At 73.9% G+C, this 20263-nt stretch carries 14 protein-coding genes, 2 pseudogenes and 1 riboswitch; of the genes and pseudogenes, 8 read left to right on the forward strand and 8 right to left on the reverse strand.

The window, feature by feature from the left end:
• Positions 1-193: 193 nt before the first annotated feature.
• The gene (locus tag ACIRST_RS01450) at positions 194-2032 is read right to left on the reverse strand and encodes a glycoside hydrolase family 15 protein (RefSeq protein WP_402798990.1); all 1839 of its coding nucleotides are present in this window, start codon (positions 2030-2032) and stop codon (positions 194-196) included.
• A 467-nt stretch (positions 2033-2499) separates the two neighbouring features.
• Between ACIRST_RS01450 and ACIRST_RS01455 the strand changes: the two genes are divergently transcribed.
• The 5 genes and pseudogenes from ACIRST_RS01455 (at position 2500) to ACIRST_RS01475 (ending at position 7849) form a co-directional block, all read left to right on the forward strand.
• A complete protein-coding gene (locus tag ACIRST_RS01455) occupies positions 2500-3189 on the forward strand; it encodes a GPP34 family phosphoprotein (RefSeq protein WP_402798992.1) in 690 nt (229 codons plus the stop codon).
• 337 nt (positions 3190-3526) lie between these two features.
• A pseudogene (locus ACIRST_RS01460) lies at positions 3527-4144 on the forward strand (carbohydrate binding domain-containing protein); the annotation flags it as partial.
• A 198-nt stretch (positions 4145-4342) separates the two neighbouring features.
• Positions 4343-5308 (forward strand): annotated as a pseudogene (locus ACIRST_RS01465) (chitinase); the annotation flags it as partial.
• Between the two features lie 223 nt (positions 5309-5531).
• Positions 5532-6860 (forward strand): peptide ligase PGM1-related protein, encoded by a 1329-nt coding sequence (locus ACIRST_RS01470; protein ID WP_350522863.1) that lies wholly within the window; start codon positions 5532-5534, stop codon positions 6858-6860.
• Between the two features lie 38 nt (positions 6861-6898).
• Positions 6899-7849: a zinc-binding dehydrogenase gene (locus tag ACIRST_RS01475; protein WP_350522896.1), complete on the forward strand. Its 951-nt coding sequence runs from the start codon at positions 6899-6901 to the stop codon at positions 7847-7849.
• 106 nt (positions 7850-7955) lie between these two features.
• Here the strand turns inward: ACIRST_RS01475 and ACIRST_RS01480 are convergent, their stop codons facing one another.
• From ACIRST_RS01480 to ACIRST_RS01490, 3 genes are read right to left on the reverse strand one after another with little or no spacing between them, the layout of a single operon-like run.
• The gene (locus ACIRST_RS01480) at positions 7956-8486 is read right to left on the reverse strand and encodes a MaoC family dehydratase (RefSeq protein WP_350522862.1); all 531 of its coding nucleotides are present in this window, start codon (positions 8484-8486) and stop codon (positions 7956-7958) included.
• 18 nt (positions 8487-8504) lie between these two features.
• Positions 8505-9740: an aminotransferase class I/II-fold pyridoxal phosphate-dependent enzyme gene (locus ACIRST_RS01485; protein ID WP_350522861.1), complete on the reverse strand. Its 1236-nt coding sequence runs from the start codon at positions 9738-9740 to the stop codon at positions 8505-8507.
• A gap of 2 nt (positions 9741-9742) precedes the next feature.
• Positions 9743-10750 carry an HpcH/HpaI aldolase/citrate lyase family protein gene (locus tag ACIRST_RS01490; protein ID WP_402798995.1) on the reverse strand — a complete coding sequence of 336 codons (1008 nt, stop codon included), beginning with the start codon at positions 10748-10750 and terminating at the stop codon, positions 9743-9745.
• Positions 10751-10989: 239 nt separating this feature from the next.
• On the opposite strand from ACIRST_RS01490, the gene ACIRST_RS01495 reads away from it, so the two are divergent.
• Together ACIRST_RS01495 and ACIRST_RS01500 are read left to right on the forward strand one after the other, a co-directional pair.
• Positions 10990-12855: a hypothetical protein gene (locus ACIRST_RS01495; protein ID WP_402798997.1), complete on the forward strand. Its 1866-nt coding sequence runs from the start codon at positions 10990-10992 to the stop codon at positions 12853-12855.
• 353 nt (positions 12856-13208) lie between these two features.
• Positions 13209-14288, forward strand: a complete 1080-nt coding sequence (locus ACIRST_RS01500) for an inosamine-phosphate amidinotransferase 1 (RefSeq protein ID WP_402798998.1) — start codon at positions 13209-13211, stop codon at positions 14286-14288.
• Between the two features lie 63 nt (positions 14289-14351).
• Here ACIRST_RS01500 and ACIRST_RS01505 read toward each other — a convergent pair whose 3' ends face one another.
• Positions 14352-14948 carry a DUF2867 domain-containing protein gene (locus tag ACIRST_RS01505; protein ID WP_402798999.1) on the reverse strand — a complete coding sequence of 199 codons (597 nt, stop codon included), beginning with the start codon at positions 14946-14948 and terminating at the stop codon, positions 14352-14354.
• Between the two features lie 95 nt (positions 14949-15043).
• Here ACIRST_RS01505 and ACIRST_RS01510 point away from each other — a divergent pair, with 95 nt between their 5' ends.
• A complete protein-coding gene (locus tag ACIRST_RS01510) occupies positions 15044-15601 on the forward strand; it encodes a TetR/AcrR family transcriptional regulator (RefSeq protein ID WP_350522856.1) in 558 nt (185 codons plus the stop codon).
• An 86-nt stretch (positions 15602-15687) separates the two neighbouring features.
• On the opposite strand, the gene ACIRST_RS01515 is transcribed toward ACIRST_RS01510, so the two are convergent.
• From ACIRST_RS01515 to ACIRST_RS01525, 3 genes are all read right to left on the reverse strand, one after another.
• On the reverse strand, positions 15688-16287 hold the full coding sequence (locus tag ACIRST_RS01515; protein ID WP_350522855.1) for a hypothetical protein: 600 nt from the start codon (positions 16285-16287) through the stop codon (positions 15688-15690).
• A gap of 563 nt (positions 16288-16850) precedes the next feature.
• The gene (locus ACIRST_RS01520; RefSeq protein ID WP_402799001.1) at positions 16851-18206 is read right to left on the reverse strand and encodes an NRAMP family divalent metal transporter; all 1356 of its coding nucleotides are present in this window, start codon (positions 18204-18206) and stop codon (positions 16851-16853) included.
• Complete coding sequence (locus ACIRST_RS01525) at positions 18203-19570, reverse strand: magnesium transporter MgtE N-terminal domain-containing protein (protein ID WP_402799003.1); 1368 nt, start codon at positions 19568-19570, stop codon at positions 18203-18205. Before ACIRST_RS01525 ends, ACIRST_RS01520 begins: the two co-directional genes overlap by 4 nt.
• 311 nt (positions 19571-19881) lie before the next feature.
• A riboswitch (M-box (ykoK) riboswitch) is annotated at positions 19882-20060 on the reverse strand.
• Positions 20061-20263: the final 203 nt, after the last annotated feature.

Genomic DNA, 20263 nt, shown 5'->3' on the forward strand with positions numbered 1-20263 from the left:
GGTGCGGCATGACCTGGATCCCGACGGTGACTGCCACGCCCCCCGCAGGCCGGGCCGGATCGGATGCGAGCGTACGCAGATCAAGCCGGTCCGCGACACCCGCGCGGCGCGAGGCTTCTGCGCGGGTCGGGTGTGGTTCGTGTGACGATGGATGACGCGTGTGACGCCCGTGCCGGTTTCCGCGGGGCGGCCGTCAGCCCAGGGCGCGGTCCAGGTTGAAGGCGGCGCTGATCAGCGACAGGTGGGTGAACGCCTGGGGGAAGTTGCCGAGTTGTTCGCCGGTCCGGCCGATCTCCTCCGCGAACAGGCCCACGTGGTTGGCGTAGGTGAGCATCTTCTCGAAGGCCAGCCGGGCCTCCTCCAGCCGGCCCGCCCGGGCCAGCGCCTCGACGTACCAGAAGGAGCAGATCGAGAACGTGCCCTCGGAGCCCTGCAGGCCGTCCGGGCTGGCCGCCGGGTCGTAGCGGTACACCAGGGAGTCGGAGACCAGGTCCGAGGTGAGCACGTCCAGGGTGGAGAGCCACTTGGGGTCGGTGGGCGAGACGAACTTGGCCATCGGCATCATCAGCAGGGACGCGTCGAGCACCTCGTCGTCCAGCCCCTGGACGAACGCGCCGCGCTCGGTCGACCAGCCGCGGTCCATGATCTGCCGGTAGATCGTGTCGCGGGTCCGGCGCCAGCGCAGCAGGTCGGCGGGGAGGCCGCGCCGGTTCGCGATCCGGATCGCCCGTTCCAGCGCGACCCAGCACATCAGCCGCGAGTACACGAAGTCGCGCCGCCCGGCCCTGGTCTCCCAGACCCCCTCGTCGGGCTGGTCCCAGTGGTCGCAGAGCCAGTCCACCACGCCGCCGACCTCGTCCCAGTGGCCGCTGCTGATCGGCTGCCCCCACTTGTCGTAGAGGTAGACCGAGTCGATCAGGGCGCCGTAGATGTCCAGTTGGAGCTGCCCGGTGGCGGCGTTCCCCACCCGCACCGGCGCGGAACCGAGGTGGCCCTCCAGGTGGGACAGCTCCCGCTCGGGCAGCTCGCGGCGCCCGTCGATGCCGTACATGATCTGCAGCGGACCGGTGTCCCCGGTGCCCCGCATGATCCCGTGCTCGGAGATGAAGCCCATGAACGCCTCGGCCTCCGAGGTGAAGCCCAGACGGAGCATGGCGTAGATGCAGAAGGCCGCGTCGCGCACCCAGACGTAGCGGTAGTCCCAGTTGCGCTCGCCGCCGACCTGCTCGGGCAGGCTGGTGGTCGGCGCGGCGACGATCGCGCCGGTGGGCGCGTAGGTGAGCAGCTTCAGCACCAGGGCCGAGCGGTGCACCATCTCCCGCCACCGCCCGTGGTACTGCGACTGGTGCAGCCAGCGGCGCCAGAACCGGACGGTGGCCTCGAACTGCTGCTGCGCCTCCCAGGCGGGGCACGCCCGCGGGCCCACGTCGGCGCTCACCCGGTCGAGGGCGAACACCGCGGACTCGCCCTCCAGCAGTTTGAACCGCGCGGACACGTCGACGCCGTCGGTCTCGACCGGCACGGTGGCGGTCAGTGCCACCGACAGCCCGGCGGAGTGGAACACCGCGTGGCCGTCCCGGAGTTCGACCGTGTGCGGATCCGCCCCGTAGCCGAACCGCGGGGCGACCTTCGCCCGGAACGGGAGCACCCCGCGGACGCAGATCACCCGCCGGATCAGCCGGTGGCGGTCCGCCTCGCGGGACTCGTCGACGACGGGCATGACGTCCTGGATCTCCGCCACGCCGTCCGCGGCGAAGAACCGCGTGATCAGGACGTTGGTGTCGGGGAAGTAGAACTGCCGGGTGCGGGACGGCACGTCCGCGGACAGTTCGAAGCTGCCGCCCCGGTCGGCGTCGAGGACGGACGCGAAGATGCTGGGCGCGTCGAAGCGCGGGCAGCAGTACCAGTCGATGGTGCCGTCGGTGGCGACGAGCGCGGCGGTACGGAGATCACCGATCAGGCCGTGTTCGGAGATCGGCAGGTACCGGGCACGGCTCAGCTCGCCGAATCCGCCGTTGCCGTTCTGAGCCATGGCGGCCTCCTCACCCGTTGGCGCGGGGTGGCGCCGGGTATCGAGCCGAATGTCTCGTTTCATGCTAGATCGCCGGGCGCCGGGACGCCGAAGCGAAGCCGGCTGCGCCCGGTGGCGCAGAGCGAACGGTCGGCACGGGGTGTGTACGGAGTGTGTGCAGGAGGTCCCCGCTGCCGAGCGGGGCCGGTCGCGCGGGATCCGCTGCTCCCGGGAGCGACGGTCTGCGGGTTCGGGAGGATCGGACCGCCGCCTGTGACGACGTCAGAACCTGGTGCTCACTCATCGGCACCGTGGCGTCGACCCCGCCCCGCTCGAACACCGGGCGCCCGCGCGACGTAGGCTGCGGGGCTCGGGCCGGGCGGGTGGGAACCGGGCTTCCGGTGCACGCGTTCCGGCTGAGGACACCCGGGTGCGGCGGCCGTCGAGCCGCTGCCGGGTGGCCGGTTCGCACAGGGAAAGGAATGCACATGCACGTCACCCTCGCCGAGGAGCTGATGCTGCTCTCGCTGGACGACGAGTCCGGCGTGGCGAAGGACGGTTCGAGCGCCGGGTGGGCGGCGGCGGGAGGCCTGCTCGCCGACCTCGCGCTGGCCGGGCGGATCGCGGTCGACGAGGGCCGGCTCGCCGTCACCGACCGGACCCCGACCGGTGAGCCGCTGCTCGACGAGTGCCTGGACCGGCTCGCCGCGTGGGTCGAGCGCAAGGCCCCCGGCAAGGCGAAGGCGGCGGACTGGCTCACCAAGGACCACCCCGTGGCGGTCCGCTCCGCGGTGCAGCGGCTGTGCGAACGCGGTCTGGTCGTCGAGGAGCGCCGTCGGGTCCTCGGCCTCTTCCCGGTCCGCCGCTACCCGGAGGCGGACGGCTCCGTCGAGCGCGAACTCCGCGCGCGGCTGGCCGGCGTGATCCGGCACCACGCGACCCCGGACGTCCGCACCGCGACCCTGATAGCCCTGCTGCACGCCGCCCGGCTGCACGGCCTGGCGTTCCCCGACCTCCCGCGTGCGCGGGTCGAGCTGCGCTTCGGGGAGATCGCCGCGGGTGACTGGGCGGGCGAGTCCGTCGGCCAGGCGATCCGGAACATGCAGGTCGCCATTGCGGCCATCACCGCCGTGACCGTCGCCACGGCGGCCACGGCCGCCACCGTGGCCGCCGGCTGACGGTCGCCGACTGACGGCTGACGGCTGACGGTCCGACGGCTGACGGTCCGACGGCCGCCGGGCCCGCCCCCGCGTCGGGGCGGGCCCGGTCCTGTTCCCGGGGCGGCCCGCCGCCCGGGGCGGCCCGCCGCCCGGGGCGGTCCGGCCGCCGCCCTCCGGCGGGAGCCTCAAGTGGTCCAGACCTAGTGCAATTGGTCCAGACCTATTGACGGGCCCGGGCGCCCCTCCTACGATCCCGTCCGGCACAGCCCCACATGTCCCCACCTCACCCAGAGCCGGGCGTCACGCCCCCACGCGCTGGTCATGCCCATGGCGCTCGGCGGGAAGGGAGCACAGCATGTTCCGTCGGAAGTCGCGTACGCCACGCCCGTCGGGCGGGTCCCGCCCCTGTCCGGATCCCGGCCGCGTCGACGGCGACCGGGCCGGGGCCGAACCGCACCGCGCGCCGCGCCCGCAGCGGGCGGCCGTGCAGCGCGCACCGCGGGTGAACCGGGCGGGCCGCACCGGGCACGGGCCGACCGTGCTGCGGCGCTCGCTCGCCGGGGCGAGCGCCGCCGCCCTGATCGGTGCCGGCATCGCCGTGGTCGGCTCCGTCACGGCCGGGGCCGCCACCACCAACCTGGTGGCGAACCCCGGATTCGAGAACGGGCTCTCCGGCTGGACCTGCTCCGGCGGCTCCGGTGCGGCCGTCGGCAGTCCGGTCCACTCCGGCGCCGCCGCGCTCAAGGCCACGCCGGCCGGCTCGGACGACGCCCAGTGCACCCAGACCGTCAGCGTGCAGCCCGACTCCCAGTACACGCTGAGCGCCTACGTCCAGGGCAGTTACGTCTACCTCGGCGCCACCGGCACCGGCATCACCGGCACGCCGTCCACCTGGACGCCGAACAACGCCTCGTACGGCCTGCTCAGCGTCGGCTTCACCACCGGGCCGAACACCACCTCGGTGACCGTCTACCTTCACGGCTGGTATGGCCAGCCCGCGTACTACGCGGACGACGTCTCGCTCACCGGCCCCGGCGGCAGCAGCCCCACGCCCACCGCGACCACGCCCACGACGACCCCGCCCACCACACCGCCGCCGACCACCACCCCGCCGACCACGCCGCCGCCCACGTCGACCCCGCCGACGACCCCGCCGCCCACCACCACCCCGCCGGGCGGCGACACCTGCCCCACGAAGCCCCGGCCGTCCGGCAAGGTCCTGCAGGGCTACTGGGAGAACTGGGACGGCGCCGCGAACGGCGTCCACCCCGGCATGGGCTGGGTGCCCATCACGGACAGCCGGATCGCCGCGCACGGCTACAACGTCATCAACGCCGCCTTCCCGGTGATCCTCTCGGACGGCACCGTCCTGTGGCAGGACGGCATGGACGCCGGCGTCAAGGTCTCGACCCCCGCCGAGATGTGCCGGGCCAAGGCCGCCGGGGCGACCGTCCTGATGTCGATCGGCGGTGCCGCCGCCGGCATCGACCTGAGCTCCGGCGCCGTCGCCGACCGGTTCGTGGCGACCGTCGTCCCGATCCTCCAGAAGTACAACTTCGACGGGATCGACATCGACATCGAGACCGGCCTGTCCGGCAGCGGCAGCATCGGCACGCTGTCCGCGTCCCAGGCCAACCTGGTGCGCATCATCGACGGCGTGCTGGCCCGGATGCCCGCGGGCTTCGGCCTGACGATGGCCCCCGAGACCGCGTACGTCACCGGCGGCAGCGTCACCTACGGCTCGATCTGGGGCGCCTACCTGCCGATCATCAAGAAGTACGCCGACAACGGGCAGCTGTGGTGGCTGAACATGCAGTACTACAACGGCAGCATGTACGGCTGCTCCGGCGACTCCTACCAGGCCGGCACCGTCCAGGGCTTCACCGTGCAGACCACGTGTCTGAACAACGGCCTGACCATCCAGGGCGCCACCGTCAAGGTGCCCTACGACAAGCAGGTGCCCGGCCTGCCGGCCCAGCCCGGCGCGGGCGGCGGCTACCTGGACCCGGGCCTGGTCGGGCAGGCGTGGAACGCCTTCGGCGGTTCACTGAAGGGGCTGATGACCTGGTCGGTCAACTGGGACGGCTCCAAGGGCTGGACCTTCGGCGACAACGTACGCTCCCTGCAACGTCGTTGAGCGCCCGCTGACAGAACGGGACGGGCCGCCCCGGCCACCGGTGCTCCGAGGTGGCCGGGGCAGCCCGCCCCGGAGCGGCGCCGCCGGTTGTTCGGCGTTTTGTTCAATGACCGAGGGCCGAACCAGAACAACCCCGGTGCGCTACACCAGTAGCGCACGCCACACCCGTGCCGTGCGTGGGACCAGGGCCGCAACAGCGCCGAACGCCGGGAGAGTCCACCAGATGACGACGCTCTGCATCGCGAACAACCGCACCGAGGAGATGGTCGGGGACCTCACCGGGATGACGCCGCTGGAGCAGCGGTTCGCCGGGTGCGGGGCGCAGCGGATGCTCTGGTGGGCCGAGGACGGCGACGTCCTGGTGCTGCCCTGGGGTCCGGACCCGGAGTACCTGGCGTACGTCACCGGGCTGACCGGCGTACGGGCCGACAGCCTGACCTTCGTGGTGCCGCCGCCGGGCGCCGAGGGCGACCAGATGCTCACCACCGACCGCCTGGCGGACCCGGGCTTCCGGGCGGAGCTGCGCCGCGTCCTGGACGGCCGCACCGTCGAGGAGGTGCTGGCGATCTCGCCGAACGGTGCGGTGGCCGACCTGGCGGCCGCGCTCGGCCTCGCGCACGCCATGCCCGGTCAGCCCTTCGCGGCCCAGGGCGGCAACGCGCTGGTCAACAGCAAGGCCGGGTTCCGGGCGGTGGCCGCCGGTACCGGGGTGCCGATCCCGCCCGGGCGGGTGGCCGGCTCGCCCGCGGAGGTCGAGGCGGCCGTCGAGGACCTGCTGGCGCAGGGGCACAGCGTGATGGTGAAGGTCGAGTTCCAGGCGGGCGGGTTCGGCAACGAGGTCCTCTCCCGGGACGAGCGGGTGGAGGTGGCGGCCGGTGCCGAACGGGTCGTCCCGCTGCCGGACCGGGCGGCGGTGGCCGCGTACGTGGCCGAGCGGTGGACCTGGCTGACCGGCGGCCGCGGCCAACGGGTCGTGGTGGAGCGGTACTTCACCGACTCCGCGGCGCTGTACGCCCAGTTCCTGGTCGACGACGCGGCCGTGGTGCTCTCCGGCTGCGGCGAGATGGTCATGCAGCCGGTGGTGATCGGGGAGATCACCCCGCCGGTCACCCCGGACGCCGACGTCCGGGCCGAACTCGTCGCGCAGGGCGCCCGGTTGTGCGAGGCGCTGCGGGTGATCGGCTACCGCGGCACGGTCAGCGCGGACGCCGTGCTGACCCCCAAGGGCGAGATCTACTTCCACGAGACCAACGGGCGGCTCACCGGCTCCAGCCACCTGCACGACGCCTTCTTCGGCCGCCTGCTGCGCGAGGAGCACCGCGGCTCGCGCTACATCCTGGAGCTCGCCGGCCTCAAGGTGCCCTCCTTCGCGGCGGCCGTGACGGCGATCGCCGACGCCGGGCTGGCCTTCGACCCGCGGACCGGCACCGGCGTGGTCTACAGCTGCGACTTCGCGCCCGCCGACGGCTCGGTGATGTACTGCGTGCTCGCCGAGACCCCGGAAGCCACCCGTGCCCTGGAGGCCCGGCTGCTCGCGCTCTTCGCCGGATGAGACCGCAAGGGATGAGACCGGAGGCGGCCGTGGGCGGGATGCGTGCGACGGTGATCCACCGCTACGGCGGGCCGGAGGAGTTCCGCACCGAGACGGTGCCGGAACCGGTGGCCGGGCCGGGCCAGGTGCTGATCGACGTCACCCTGGCCGGGCTCAACTACGCCGACCTGCACTGCCGCACCGGCGAGTACGCGCGCTACCCGCTGCCGGCGGTGCTCGGCGCCGACGTGGTCGGGCGGCGGCGCGGGGACGGGCGGCGGGTCGCCGCGCTGCTGCGCGCCGGGGGCGGGTACGCCGGGGTGGCCCGCGCCGAGGCGGCGCACACGGTGGAGGTGCCGGACGGCGTCGGCGACGAGCAGGCGCTCGCCCTGCTGGAACAGGGCGCGACGGCGTACGGCGCGCTGACCCTGGCCGGGCGGCTGCGGCCGGGCGAGAACGTCGCGGTGACCTCCGCCGCCGGCGGGGTCGGGCACCTGGCGGTGCAGCTGGCCCGGGAGTTGGGCGCGGGGCGGGTGACCGCGCTGGCCTCGACGCCGGAGAAGCGGGCGTTCGCCCGCTCGCTGGGTGCCGACGCGGCCCTCGACCCGGCGGAGCCCGACCTGGCCGAGCGGCTGGCGCGGTCGGGCGGGGTGGACCTGTTCGTGGACCTGGTCGGCGGCCCGGTGCTGCGCGCCGGGCTGGCCGCACTGGCGCCGTTCGGGCGGCTGCTGTCGGTCGGGGCCCGGGGCGGGCCGGAGGAGAGCTTCTCGGTGGACGAGCTGGCCGACCGCTCGGCGGGGCTGGCGGCCTTCTGGCTCCAGCACGTCCTGGCCGACCGGGTGCTGTTCACCGGCATCGCCGAGCAGCTGTTCCGGCTCGCCGCCGAGCGGCGGCTGGTGGCGCGGATCGACCGGACCGTACCGCTGTCCGGGATCGCCGCGGCGCACCGGGCGCTGGCCGCGCGGGAGACCATGGGCAAGGTGCTGGTGGACGTCCGCCGCGAGGACTGAGCCGCGGCACGCGCGCCGGGCCCGACAGCGCACTGTCGGGCCCGGGGCGCGGTCGGCTCCCCGGGGCGGCCGGTACCCGCAGGCGGCCGGTTCCCCGCGGGGACGGTCAGTACCCGGCGACCTCGTCCAGGCCGTGGCCGCGCAGCGGGACGAGGAAGCTGCGTTCGAAGACCACCACGACCTCGCCGGTGGACTTCGTCCCGGTGGTCCGGCAGCTCACGATGCCCTGCCCCTCGCGGCTCTTGGACAGCCGCTTGGCGAGGGTCTCGGTCTCCGCGTAGAGGGTGTCGCCGGTGAACACCGGGTGGGTCATCCGGATGTTCTCCCAGCCCAGGTTGGCGATGGTGCGCCCGCTCGTCGAGCGGGCGGTCATCCCGCCGACGATGCTGAGCGTCACCAGGCTGGAGACGATCGGCCGCCCCCAGGGGGTGTGCGCGCTGTAGGCGGCGTCGATGTGCAGCGGGGCGTCGTTCATGCTCAGCATGCTCATCAGCACGTTGTCGAGCTCGGTGACGGTCCGCCCGGGGCGGTGCTCGACCACCTCGCCGACCTCGAACTCCTCGTAGTAGCGCCCGACCACCTCGCGGTAGCGGCGCTCGCCGATCCGCCGGTAGCCGGCGGGCTCGGTTGCGTCCATGGCGACTGCCCCCAAGTCCTAGAGATCGGCGGTGAGTTCCTTGACGTGGCCGGCGAACTCGCGGATCAGCCGCTCGTCCATGTCGGCGCGCATCATCAGCCGGAGGCCGGCCTCGCCCTTGGGTACGATCGGGAAGAACACCGCGGAGCTGTAGAAGCCGCGCTCGAAGAGCTGGGCGGACAGCTTGACCGCCCGCTCGGCGTCGCCGACGTCGACCCGGCGCACCGGCAGGCCGTTGCCCGCGAAGGTGGTCGGCAGCAGCTCGTCGAAGAGGTCGATGTTGCGGTTCAACTTCGCCTGGAGGTCGGCCAGTTCGGGTGACCGATGGATGGCGGCGCTGCCCAGCGAGGCGCCGACCAGCGGCAGCGCGACGTTCTGCGACCAGCCGACCGGGCCGGCGTGCCGGTGCAGGAACTCGAACTGCTCGCGGTTGCCGAGCATCGCGACGCCGCCGCCGGTGCCGAAGCCCTTGCCGAGGCTGGCGACGATGACGGTCAGCGGGTTCATCTGCAGCCGGGAGCGGACGAAGCCCTCGCCGCGCTCGCCCATGATGGACAGCGAATGGGAGTCGTCGATGTAGAGGAACAGCCCGTAGCGGTCCTGGAGTTCGAGCAGGCCGTCGAGGGCCGCCGCGCCGCCCATCGAGTACGCGCCGTCGGCCACGTAGGCGACCCGCGGGTACTTGCGGCAGATGTCCTCCAGGTAGTTCAGGTCGTTGTGCGGGCAGGTCAGCACCAGCGACTCGTCGGCGCAGATCGGCTTCACGTACGCCATGCAGAAGTGGCAGAAACGGTCGAAGACCATCACCCGGGGCCCGCCGCCGCTCCGACAGTCGCCGTCCAGGTGGCCGGAGGCGATCAGCGGCAGGATGCCGGCGGTGAGCGCGGTGCAGGACGCGCCGGGCAGGATGTGCGCGCCGAACAGCTCGCCCAGCTCCTCCTCCAGGCGCACCAGCAGGTTGTGCCGGATCCGGGTGGTCGAGGTGACCAGCCAGGTGCTGCGGGACTCGGCCAGCGCGTCCACCGCGGCGGCCGCGACCGAGGGGTGGTTGTTCAGGCCCAGGTACGCGCAGGAGACCATGTTGGCGAACTCGTGGCCGGTCTCGCGGACGATCAGCCGGTTGTTGGACTCCGAGTCCACCGTGATGCCGATCAGGCCGTTGGCGGCGGCGGCCTGCCAGACCGGGTCGGCGCTGGCCAGCATGGCCTCGGCGTTGCGGTACCGGCGCGGGCCGAGGATGGGTTCTTCGGTCATCGTCACTTCTCCGTCGCGTGGGTCGGGGTGTCGGTGGGCGCGTGGCCCGGGGGCGGGCCCTGCCGGTCGCCCTGGGGGTGCTGCGGTCCGGCCGACCGGGGCGAATCCGGGGGCTGGCGCGAATGCGGGGGCCGGGGCGATCCGGCGGGTTCCGGCGGGCCGTCGGGCCTCGGCGGGTCGAACTGCTCGATCAGGCGCTGCGAGGCCTCGAAGAACGGCATGCCGACCATCACCCCGTCCACCACGGTGACCGAGCGGCCGTTCTCCAGACCCGCCGCTACCACCCGGCGGGCGCGTGCCAGCAGCTCCTCGTCCGGGCTGAACGTCTCGTTGATCAGCGCGAGTTGGCGCGGGTGGACGGCGATCTTGCCGCTGAACCCGAAGTCCCGGGCGAGCCCGGCCTCGCGGCGCAGCCCGGCGAGGTCGGTGACCTCGAAGAACGGCGCGTCCATCGCCTCCACCCCCGCGGCGCGGGCGCTGTTGACCACCCGGGCGCGGGCGTGGGCCAGCGCGTCCCAGGAGAGCCTGGCCCCCACCGCGAAGGCGTAGTCGGCCGAGCCGAAGACCAGCCCGCGCAGCCGGTGCCCGGCAGCCGCGATGGCCGGCGCGTGCTCGATGCCCAGCGGCGTCTCCACGACGGCCAGGAACTCCGTCTCCGGGCAGTCCCGGCCGAGCGCCCCGGCGGCGATCTCGATGTCGCGGGGCGACTCCGCCATCGGGACCAGTACGAGGTCCGGCTTGACGCGGTACCGGGTGATGGCGATCAGGTCGCGCAGACCGTCCGGGCCGGACAGCGTGTTGATGCGCACCGCGCTGCGCGCGAGCTTGGTCGACGGCAGCGCGAAGAACTCCTCGGCGAGCCGGCGGGCCTCCTCCTTTCGGGCGGGTGGGACCGAATCCTCCAGATCGACCATGGCGATATCGGCCCCGGACTGGTGGCTCTTGGTGTACCGCTCCACCGCCATCGCGGGTGTGGACAGTAGGGAACGGCAGTACCGCGTGAACTTCATGGATGTCTCCGAAGTCAGCGAAGGCTGCGGGTCCCGGTTCTATCCCACCGGCTTTGTTCGGCGCCGTGCGGCTGGACATTGAACATCAACTCGGAACAACCGACCCGCACGCACCATTGTTTGACGCCAACCGTCCTGTGCATGATGAATCACCGGGGGATGGACACGAGCCGCGTGCGACGCGCGTGGACACGTGAGCACAGGTTCAGGACACCACTTCACCGAAGAAGGGGGACGTCGTGCCGCGTCGGGAAAGTCCTCTGGACCCCGGGGACGCGCCGCTGCTGCGGTTCGCAGGCGATCTGCGGGCCCTGCGGGAACGCGCCGGAAGTCCGCCGTACCGTCAACTCGCCGTCCGGGCGCACTGTTCGGCGGCCAGTCTGTCGGTGGCCGCGGGAGGCCGGCGGCTGCCCAGTCTCGCCGTCACCCTCGCCTATGTGCAGGCCTGCGACGGGGACGTGCGGGAGTGGCGGCACCGGTGGCAGTTACTGGCCGCCGAGCTGGCCGCCGAGGCCGCCTCCCGGCGGCGCGCCCAGGACGCCGGGCGCGCCCCCTACCCCGGCGCGGCGGCGTTCGAGGCGGTCGACGCCGAGCGGTTCTTCGGCCGCGAGGCGCTGCTGGACCGGCTGGTCGCCCTGCTGGCCGATCGGCGTCTGGTGATCGTGGCCGGGCCGTCCGGGGCGGGCAAGTCCTCGCTGGTCAGAGCCGGTCTGCTGGCCCGGCTCGGCGGCTCGCCCGCGGTCGGCGCGGCAGTCGGTGCGGCGGCCGGGCGGGGCGGGGCCGGCGGGCGGTCCGGGGCCCGGGGCGGCCCGGGGCGGGCCACGGCCTCCGGCAGCGGTGTCCCGGTGGCGCTGCTGACGCCCGGCGAACGACCCATGGAGGCGTACGCGCTCGCGCTCGCCCGGCTCGGGCAGCGAGCCGGGGAGGCGAGGCGCGACGCGTCCGGACCGACGGCCGGCGACCCGGTGCTCGTGGTGGACCAGGGCGAGCAACTGCTGACCCGCTGCCGGGACTCCGCCGAGCGGGCGCGCTTCCTGGACGCCCTGGTGGCGACGGCCGCGGGCGGTCCGGTCGAGGCCTGGGCCGGGCTGCCGGTGCCGGCGCCGGCCCGCTGCCGGGTGGTGCTGGTGGTCCGCTCGGACCAGAGCGGGCCGCTGCTCGCCGGGCACCCGGGGCTGGCCGACGCCGGGCGCCTCGGCGTGCTGGCGGTGGGGCGCCCGGCGCCGGACGACCTGCGGCGGGCGATCACCGAACCGGCGCTGCGCTCCGGCTGCACCGTCGAGGGCGCCCTGCTGGCCGTCCTCATCTCGACCGCCGCCCAACAGCCGGGCGCGCTCCCGCTGTTGTCCGCGGCGCTGCTGGAGACCTGGCGGCGGCGCAGCGGCAACGCGCTCACCCTGGCCGGGTTCCAGGCCACGGGAGGCTTCGAGGGTGCGCTGGCCCGGACGGCGGAGTCGCTGTACAACGGGCTGGAGGCGGCCGACCGGGCGCGGGCGCGGGCGGTGTTCCTGCGGCTCGGCGGGGAGCTGCTGGGCGGGGAGTTGCCCGGGTCCGGAGCGGGCGCGGGCGCGATGGCGCTGGACGACGGGCCGGCGTCCTGCGGCGAGCTGGTGCCGGGCGGTGACGAGGGCACCCGCAAGCCGGTCCGGCGGGCCGAGTTCGACGATCCCGGTGTGCCGGAGGTGCTGGAACGGCTGGTCCGGGCACGGCTGGTGGTGGTGGACCGGGACACCGTCGAGCTGTCCCACCACGCCCTCCCGCAGGCCTGGCCGAGACTGCGCGGGTGGCTGGCGGAGGGCCAGGAGGCGCTGGGGGAGCAGCGTCGGCTGACCGCGGCCGCGCGCGGCTGGGCGGCTGCCGACCGGGATCCGGAACTGCTCTACCGGGGCGTCCGGTTGGAGGAGCTCAGACGGCGGGTGGCGGCCGGTGAGCTGGCCGCGGCCGGGGTCGAGCGGGCCTTCCTGGCGGCCTCGGAGCGGGCGGCCGCCGCCGACCGGCGCCGGGCGCAGCGGCAGAACCTGGCGGTGGCGTCGGTCGCCGCGGCGGGCGGGGCGCTGCTGGCCCTGGCCGGCGGGAGCCGGATCCGCCGGGCGTGGCGGTGGTGAGCGTCGGGCGGCGGGAGGGGACGGCCGGGTGGGTCCTGGCCGTAAGCCGAGCGTTGATCGGCGCCGGGGCAAGGGAGTTGAACAACGGGCGGATCGGTCGGAGGTTCGTCGGGGCGGCGTGTGCGGTGCCGATCACGGTCCTTGCGCCGCCGTCTTCCGGCCGGGTAGCTTGACCGTCGATCCCGGCCCGTCGAAAGGCGAATTCGGCTGCCCGGCCGGTGATTTCCCGTAGGCCGTGCTCGACCGGAGACAGTCCGGCGGTCCATCCGTACCGATGTCCATGGCCGGTTCCGCGCAGCCCGGGGGCCTCGCTCCGCGGTGCCCGTCCCTAAATCCCGTGTCAAGGGGGAGTCATGTCCAATTCGGCCCGTCCGGTCCACAGCTGGGACGAGTTCACCACACTGCGGGAGGTCGTGGTCGGCAGCGCTGTCGGCGCCCGGCTGCCCGAGCAGACCGAGCCGTCCTCGTGGCTGTCCTGCTTCCCGAAGACCAGCGCCGCCGACCTCGCCTCGATCGAGGTCGGGCCCTACTCGCAGCAGGTCGTGGAGGAGACCGAGGAGGACCTGGACGCGTTGGTGGCCACCCTGCGCGGCCTCGGCGTCACCGTCCACCAGCCCGAGGCGGTCGACCACGCGGCCGAGTTCGCCTCGCCGCTCTGGAAGGCCGACGGCGGTTTCCACTCCTACTGCCCGCGGGACCTGACCCTGGTGGTCGGCGAGACGGTGATCGAGGTGGCGAGCCCGATGCGGCAGCGCTACTTCGAGGTCTTCGGGCTGCGCGGACTCTTCCAGGACTACCTGCGCCGCGGCGCCCGCTGGCTGGCCGCCCCCCGGCCGCAGTTGAGCGACGAGCTCTTCGAGTACGACGCGGACGGGCTCCCGCTGCTGGGCGAGGCCGAGCCGGTCTTCGACGCCGCGAACGTGCTGCGGCTCGGCCGGGACGTGTTCTACCAGGTCTCCCGCAGCGGCAACGAACTCGGCCTGCAGTGGCTCGAATCCACCCTCGGCCTGCTCGGCGACGGCGGCCTGCGGCTGCACCCGCTGCGCGACATCTACGGCTACACCCACATCGACAGCACCATCGCGCTGCTGCGGCCGGGGCTGGTGCTGCTCAACCCGGAGCGGATCAGCCCGGAGACCGTCCCGGAGCCGCTGCGCGGCTGGGACGTCCTGTGGTGCCCGCCGGCCGAGCCCACCGGGGACGCGCCCGAGCACGCGCTCAGCGAGAGCTGGATCAGCATGAACCTGCTGATGGTCTCCCCGGACACGGCGATCGTCGAGTCCGGCCAGGAGAGCCTGATCAAGCTGCTGGAGCACTCCGGGATCACCGTCCTGCCGCACCGGCTGCGGCACTCCCGGGTGCTCGGCGGCGGCTTCCACTGCGTCACCCTGGACATCCGGCGTGACGGCGGGCTGGAGGACTACCTGTCCTGACCCCGTTCGGGGAGCGGCCCGACCGGCGGCCGTGCGCCGCCGGCCGGGCTCGCCGTCACACCGTCAGTTCGCGTTCTTCCCCGGTGTGTTCGCCTGCCAGGTGCGGCCGACGGAGCGCAGCAGGGCGGGGTACACCAGGAGGTGCCGGAAGGGCTTGATGGCGGCCATGTAGAGCGTGCCGAGCGCCCCGTTCGGCTTCACCAGGACGGCCATCCGGCCGCGGTGGCCGACCGGTCCGTCCGGCACCCAGCCGAGGTGCAGCACCGCGTGCACGGTCCGGTTGGCCAGCTCGGCGGCCCACTCGTCGTCCAGCCGGTAGAGGGAGGCGAACCCGGACGTGCCGAGGTCCGGGCCGCGCCGGCCGTCCCGGAGGTCCGCCGGGAGGCGGTCGCGCAGGGTCGGCGGCCGGGTGCCGGGGCGCGGCTCGTCCCAGTGGAACAGGGCGCCGAGCCGGTGGCGGACGGCGAAGAGCGCCCGCGAGGCCGCGCTGTCGCCGAGCATCCCGCCGGTCATTCCCTCGGCGAACTGGCGCACCAGCCGGTCGAAGTCGTCCGGTCCGCCGGGGGTGGGCAGGTCCCAGACGTCCTCGACCGTGAAGTCGTGGGCGATCCCGTGGATCCGCCAGGGCAGGTCGGTGTGTGCGGTTCGGGGAAGTCTCACGGCCGGACCCCAATCTATACGGTGGCGTATAGATCCAGCATAGGGCCATTTATACGCTGCCGTATACTCGCCCTCGACGCGAGGAGGAGCACGGCATGGGCGCGATCCGCACGCCGCGGGAGAAGTGGATCGAGGAGGGCCTGCGGGCGCTCGTCGCGGGCGGCCCCGAAGCCGTCCGGGTGGAGGTCCTCGCGCAGTCCCTCGGCGTCACCAAGGGCGGCTTCTACGGGTACTTCCGCAACCGGGACGCACTCCTCTCCGAGATGCTCGACACCTGGGAGTACGAAGTCGCCGAGGGCGTGATCGAGGAGGTCGAGCGCGGCGGGGGCGACGCCAGGGCGCGGCTCCACCGGCTGTTCGCGGTCGTCGCCGCCTCCGAGGGGCCGGTCCGGGGCACCACCGCCGACCTGGCGGTCCGCGAGTGGGCCCGCCGGGACGCGGCCGTCGCCGAGCGCCTGCGGCGGGTGGACAACCGCCGCATGGCGTACCTCCGTTCCCTCTACTCCTCCTTCTGCCCCGACGAGGAGGAGGTCGAGGCCCGCTGCCTGATGACCGTGACCCTGCGCATCGGCGGCCACCTGCACGCCGCCGACGACGGCCCGTACGCCCGGGCGGACGTGGAGGCGCGGATCCTGCGGCGGCTGCTGGAGTAGCCCGCCGCCGGACGGACCGCGCGGCGACGGGAACGGGACGCCCGGCCCGGCCGGCCCCCCGCTCCCGCGCTGCGCCGCGGTCCCGCTCAGCCCAGCAGGAGGAACTTGGTGGACGGGACGCCCTGGTAGAAGCTGCAGTCGGTGTTCTGGGTGGTCGTGCTGTACGTGAAGCCCTTGGGGACGTCACAGGCCCAGAGGCCGTTCACCGGCGTGCGGAGGTGGAAGGCGTTGGACTGCACGCCCTGCTGGAGACTGCAGGACAGGCCCCAGGTGATCCGGTCGTAGGTGAACGCCGGGGTGCCGACGCAGGCCGTGAGGCCGTCGACCGGCGTGCGCAGGTGGTACTGGTTGGACTGGACGCCGCTCTGCTGGCTGCAGGCGAGCCCCCAGGTGATCTGGTCGTAGACGAAGCCGGGTGCGCTGACACAGGCCGTCAGGCCGTCGACGGGGGTGCGCAGGTGGAACTGCGGCGAGTTCCAGCTCCCGCCGCCGCTGCAGGAGCGGTTCATCGACACCTGGTCGTAGACGTACCCGGACGGGACGGTGCAGGCCCAGGCGCCGTCCAGCCCGGTGGTGGCGGCGCTCGCGGGGGTCGTCCCGGCCGTGCCGGGGAGCAGCAGGGCGAGGGCGGCGGCCAGTGCGCCGGACAGGAGGCGTGCGGGGCGGATGCGTGCGGCAGTCGACATGGCTCTCCCAGGGTGGTGGCCGGAAGGGGCGTGGGACGGGGGCGCGGTGCGCGGAGTGCCGGGCGGGCAACGGGAGTTGCGGCCCGGCGTCGGTTCTAGCACGGTGGTGTCGCGCCGACGTCGTGCCGTCCTCGTGCCCGCATCGTGGCCGCGTCGTGCCTGCATCGTGCCCGGGTCGTGCCCGCTTCGTGATCCGGCGGGGGCCGATCCGGTCCGGGGCTCGGGCCGCTCGTCGGCTCGACCGGACGCGTCGGCGAGGTCACCGGATGCCAAGGTGTGCAGCGCGGTAGCGTTGAGTGGACATGGCATGTACGCTGCGTATCGCTGGTTGAACACCATGCGGGCCTGGTTGCCACTCCGTGGGGGGAGTCGCATCCAGGCCCGGGCGCCGGCCAAGGGCCCGGCCGTTGCTCGTGGGGGAGCGTCGGCTGGGCCCGTCGGTGGGCTGTCCTCGTTATGCCCGGCCGGACGGTGTTTCAGTCATGACAATCCGTCGGAGTCTTCGCGGCGGGGTCCGGCGGCCCGCCGCCGGCCGCTGACGACCGGGGCCCGCGGGGGCCGGCTCAGCCGAGGCCGAACCAGCCGAGGACGGTCTGGACGAGCAGGATCGTCGACATGGCGGCCACGCCGACGACCACGGCGGTGGCCGCGATGCGGTAGCGCGGACCGTTGGCGGCCTCGCCGAGGACGGCCCGGCGGTTGGTCAGCACGAGCAGGTAGACCAGGACGATCGGGCTGATCAGACCCTGCAGCACCTGGGTGCCGATCAGCAGCTGGATGACGTCCACCGGGGTCAGCGCGACCACGGCGCCCAGGGCGATCTGGGCGGTGAACACCCCGAGGAACAGCGGCGCGTCGCGGAAGCTGCGGGAGACCGAGCGCTCGACGCCGGCCGCCTCGCCGACGGCGTAGCTCGCCGAGAGCGGCACCACGGCGCCGGCCAGGGCGGAGGCCCCGATCAGACCGAAGGCGAACAGCAGCTCGGCGCCGTGCCCGGCGACCGGCTTCAGGGCCTCGGCGGCCTGCGCGGCGGACTCCAGGGGGCCGCTGCCGCCGATCGCCGAGGCGGTGGCGATGATGATGGTCAGGCTGATCACGCAGGCGAACACGGCGCCGAGCACGGCGTCGGCCCGGATCAGCTTGTAGTCGGCGGGCTTGGCACCGCGGTCGACGACTCCGGCGGCGGCGTAGAACTGCATGTAGGGGCTGACGGTGGTGCCGATCAGCGCGACGGCCAGCAGGATGAAGTCCTTGCCGGGCTCCAGGTGCGGGACGACCAGGTGCTCGCCCACCCGCCCCCAGTCGGGGCTGCCGAGCACCATGGCGACGGGGTAGGCGAAGAACGCCAGCGACATGATCAGGAAGATGCGCTCGGCCCACTTGTAGGAGCCGAACAGCACCAGCGACCAGAGCAGCACGGCGGCCGGCGGGACGACCGCCCACTTGGGCACGCCGAGCAGCTCGAACGCCGCGCCGATCCCGGCGAACTCGCTGACCACCAGGCCGGTGTTGGCCAGCAGCAGGCAGAACACCGCCAGGGCGGTCAGGCGCAGGCTGAACTGCTCGCGGATCAGCGCGCCCAGCCCCTTGCCGGTGTGGGCGCCGAGGCGGACCGCCATCTCCTGCACCATCACCAGGGCGACGGTGACCAGCACCATGAAGAACAGCGTGCCGTACGTGAACTGGGAGCCGGCGCTGGCGTACGTCGCGATGCCGGCGGCGTCGTTGCCCGCGTTGGCGGCGACCAGGCCGGGGCCGGCGATCATCGCGACGGCGGCCAGCCGGCGGATGCCCCGGCGGCAGGCCGGGGCGGACGGCGCCGAGGTGGACGGCGCTGGGGCCGGGTGCGCGCCGTCCGGGCGGGTGCCGGACTCGGCGCGGTTGCCGCCGTCCGGTCGGGTGTCGAGGTCGCGGGTCACTTGAGGAGCCTCCGGAAGTGCAGGCGCCCGCGCTCGGGCAGCAGCGTGTCGAGGATGTCGTCGGCCAGCACGCGGCCGAGCGGGCGGCCGGTGTGGTCGACCACCAGCAGCGAGGTGGCCCGGGCCGCGATCAGGCGATCGGCGGCCTCGGCGAGCCGGGTGTCGGGCGGGACGGTCACCGGCGGGCCGAACTGGGCCAGCCAGGCCACCAGATCGGCGACCACCGTGGTGTCCTCGGCGACGGCCAGGTCGAACAGGGGGAGGTCGCCGAGCAGCCGGCCGTCGTCGTCCAGCACGGCCACCGCGTCGATGTCGGTGCGGTGGTCGGCCTGCGCGGCGAGCTCCGCCCGTACCCGGGCGACGGTGTGCGCGGGGCGGGCGGTGACCAGCAGGGTGGTCATCGCGCCGCCCGCGGTGCCCTCGCGGTGGGTGAGCAGGGCGCGCAGCTCGGCGGCCCCGGGGGCGGTCATCCGGGCGAGCAGGTTCTCGCGCTCGCCGGGGTCGAGGTCGCGCAGGGCGTCGGCGGCTTCGTCGGGCTCCATCTCGTCGACCAGCCGGGCGGCGTGCTCGGGCGGGGCCTCGCGGAGCAGGTTCTCCAGCTCGGCCGGCTCCATCTCCTCCAGGGCGTCCGCGGCCTGCTCGGGCTCCAACCAGCCGAGCAACTGCTGGCGTTCGTGGCGGCCGAGGTCCTCCAGGATGTCGGCGAGATCGGCCGGGCGCAGCCGGTGCAGCGCGGAACGGGAGGCGCGCAGCCGCACCTCGGCGGGCCCGTGGGTGGCCTGCTCGCCGAACGGTGCGACGGACTGCCAGTCCAGGACGCGCTCCGGGGTCGGGCGGATCTGCCAGCGGCGCGGGCCGAGGCGGCGCAGCAGGGTGGGCAGGGAGACGTCGACGCCGACCAGGACGGTGCGGGCCGCCAGCGGGGCCAGGTAGAGGTCGGCGGCGCGGGTGACCTGCACGCCGTCGACGTCGACGAGTTGATGGTCCAGCACGTCGCGGGCGAGCAGCACCTCACCGGGCCTGCGGTTGAACTCCCGGAGGTCCACCCGGGCGGTGCGCAGCCGTACCCGGCCGGTCAGGATCCGGTCGACGGCGTCGGCGGCGATGAAGGCGCGGCGGCGGCCTATCCGGATGATCAGGCCGGTGACGGGCGGGTACGGCTCCGGCCCGTAGAGCCGGGCGACCACGTCGACGACCCGGCCCATCTCCTCGCCGGCCTGGTTGGCGACCGGGCCGCCGATCAGCCCGGCGAGCGAGACCAGGGAGGAACGCACGGCCCGGGACACCGTGGTGCGGTGCTCGGCGTCGACCGTGCGGTCGCGCAGCCGGGCCGTGGCGGACGTGAACAGGGTGGTGGCAGCCACGAGGAAAGACCCCCTCGCCCCGGACGGTTCGGGGCATGCGGGCCGCCCGACGGCACGCCACCGCGTGCCCCGACCGCGCGGGCGGTTCCGGGCGCACGCCGAGGCGTCCCGCGCGGGGCGGGACGGCAGGGCGGGGCCGGACCGGTTCGGTCAGGGCAGGAGGGGGCGCCTCGGACGGCGGAAGGACGGCGAGGACAGCACGGGAATGGGCCGACTATGGCCAGGACTTCCGTCCATCACGCCTCCCTCCCGATCTCGGCCGCGCATCGGCGTCGCGGCGGCACGGCAGGGGGAGACCGGCGTCACCACCGGGTGCACCCCCACTCGTCAGAGCTTTGGCACTCCACGGCGTGTCCCTGGTCGCGAGCGACGGGAAGCCACTTGGGGTCACCCCTTGGGCCGGGGAGACCTGTCCTGATCCGGAGCGTCTCTCGACGGGTGGGATCAGTGGCCTGTGTCCGTGAAGACGCCTCACCGAACGAGGTGTCTGTATGAATCGGCCCCAGGATAGGCCCCCGCCGCGCGTCCGGCGAAACCCTTGACCGTAGCTTGACCCCGCACTGACCTGCGGGGGAGCCGCCGGGCGCAGCCCGGGGCCCGGTGCCGGACGGTTCCGTGCGCGGGCGCACCGGTCGGTGACGGGGTCTCATCATCCGGACGGGACGGGACGGGACGGGACGGACGGAGCGGACG

Source organism: Kitasatospora sp. NPDC101447, assembly GCF_044767225.1.
In the GTDB taxonomy this organism is placed as follows: domain Bacteria; phylum Actinomycetota; class Actinomycetes; order Streptomycetales; family Streptomycetaceae; genus Kitasatospora.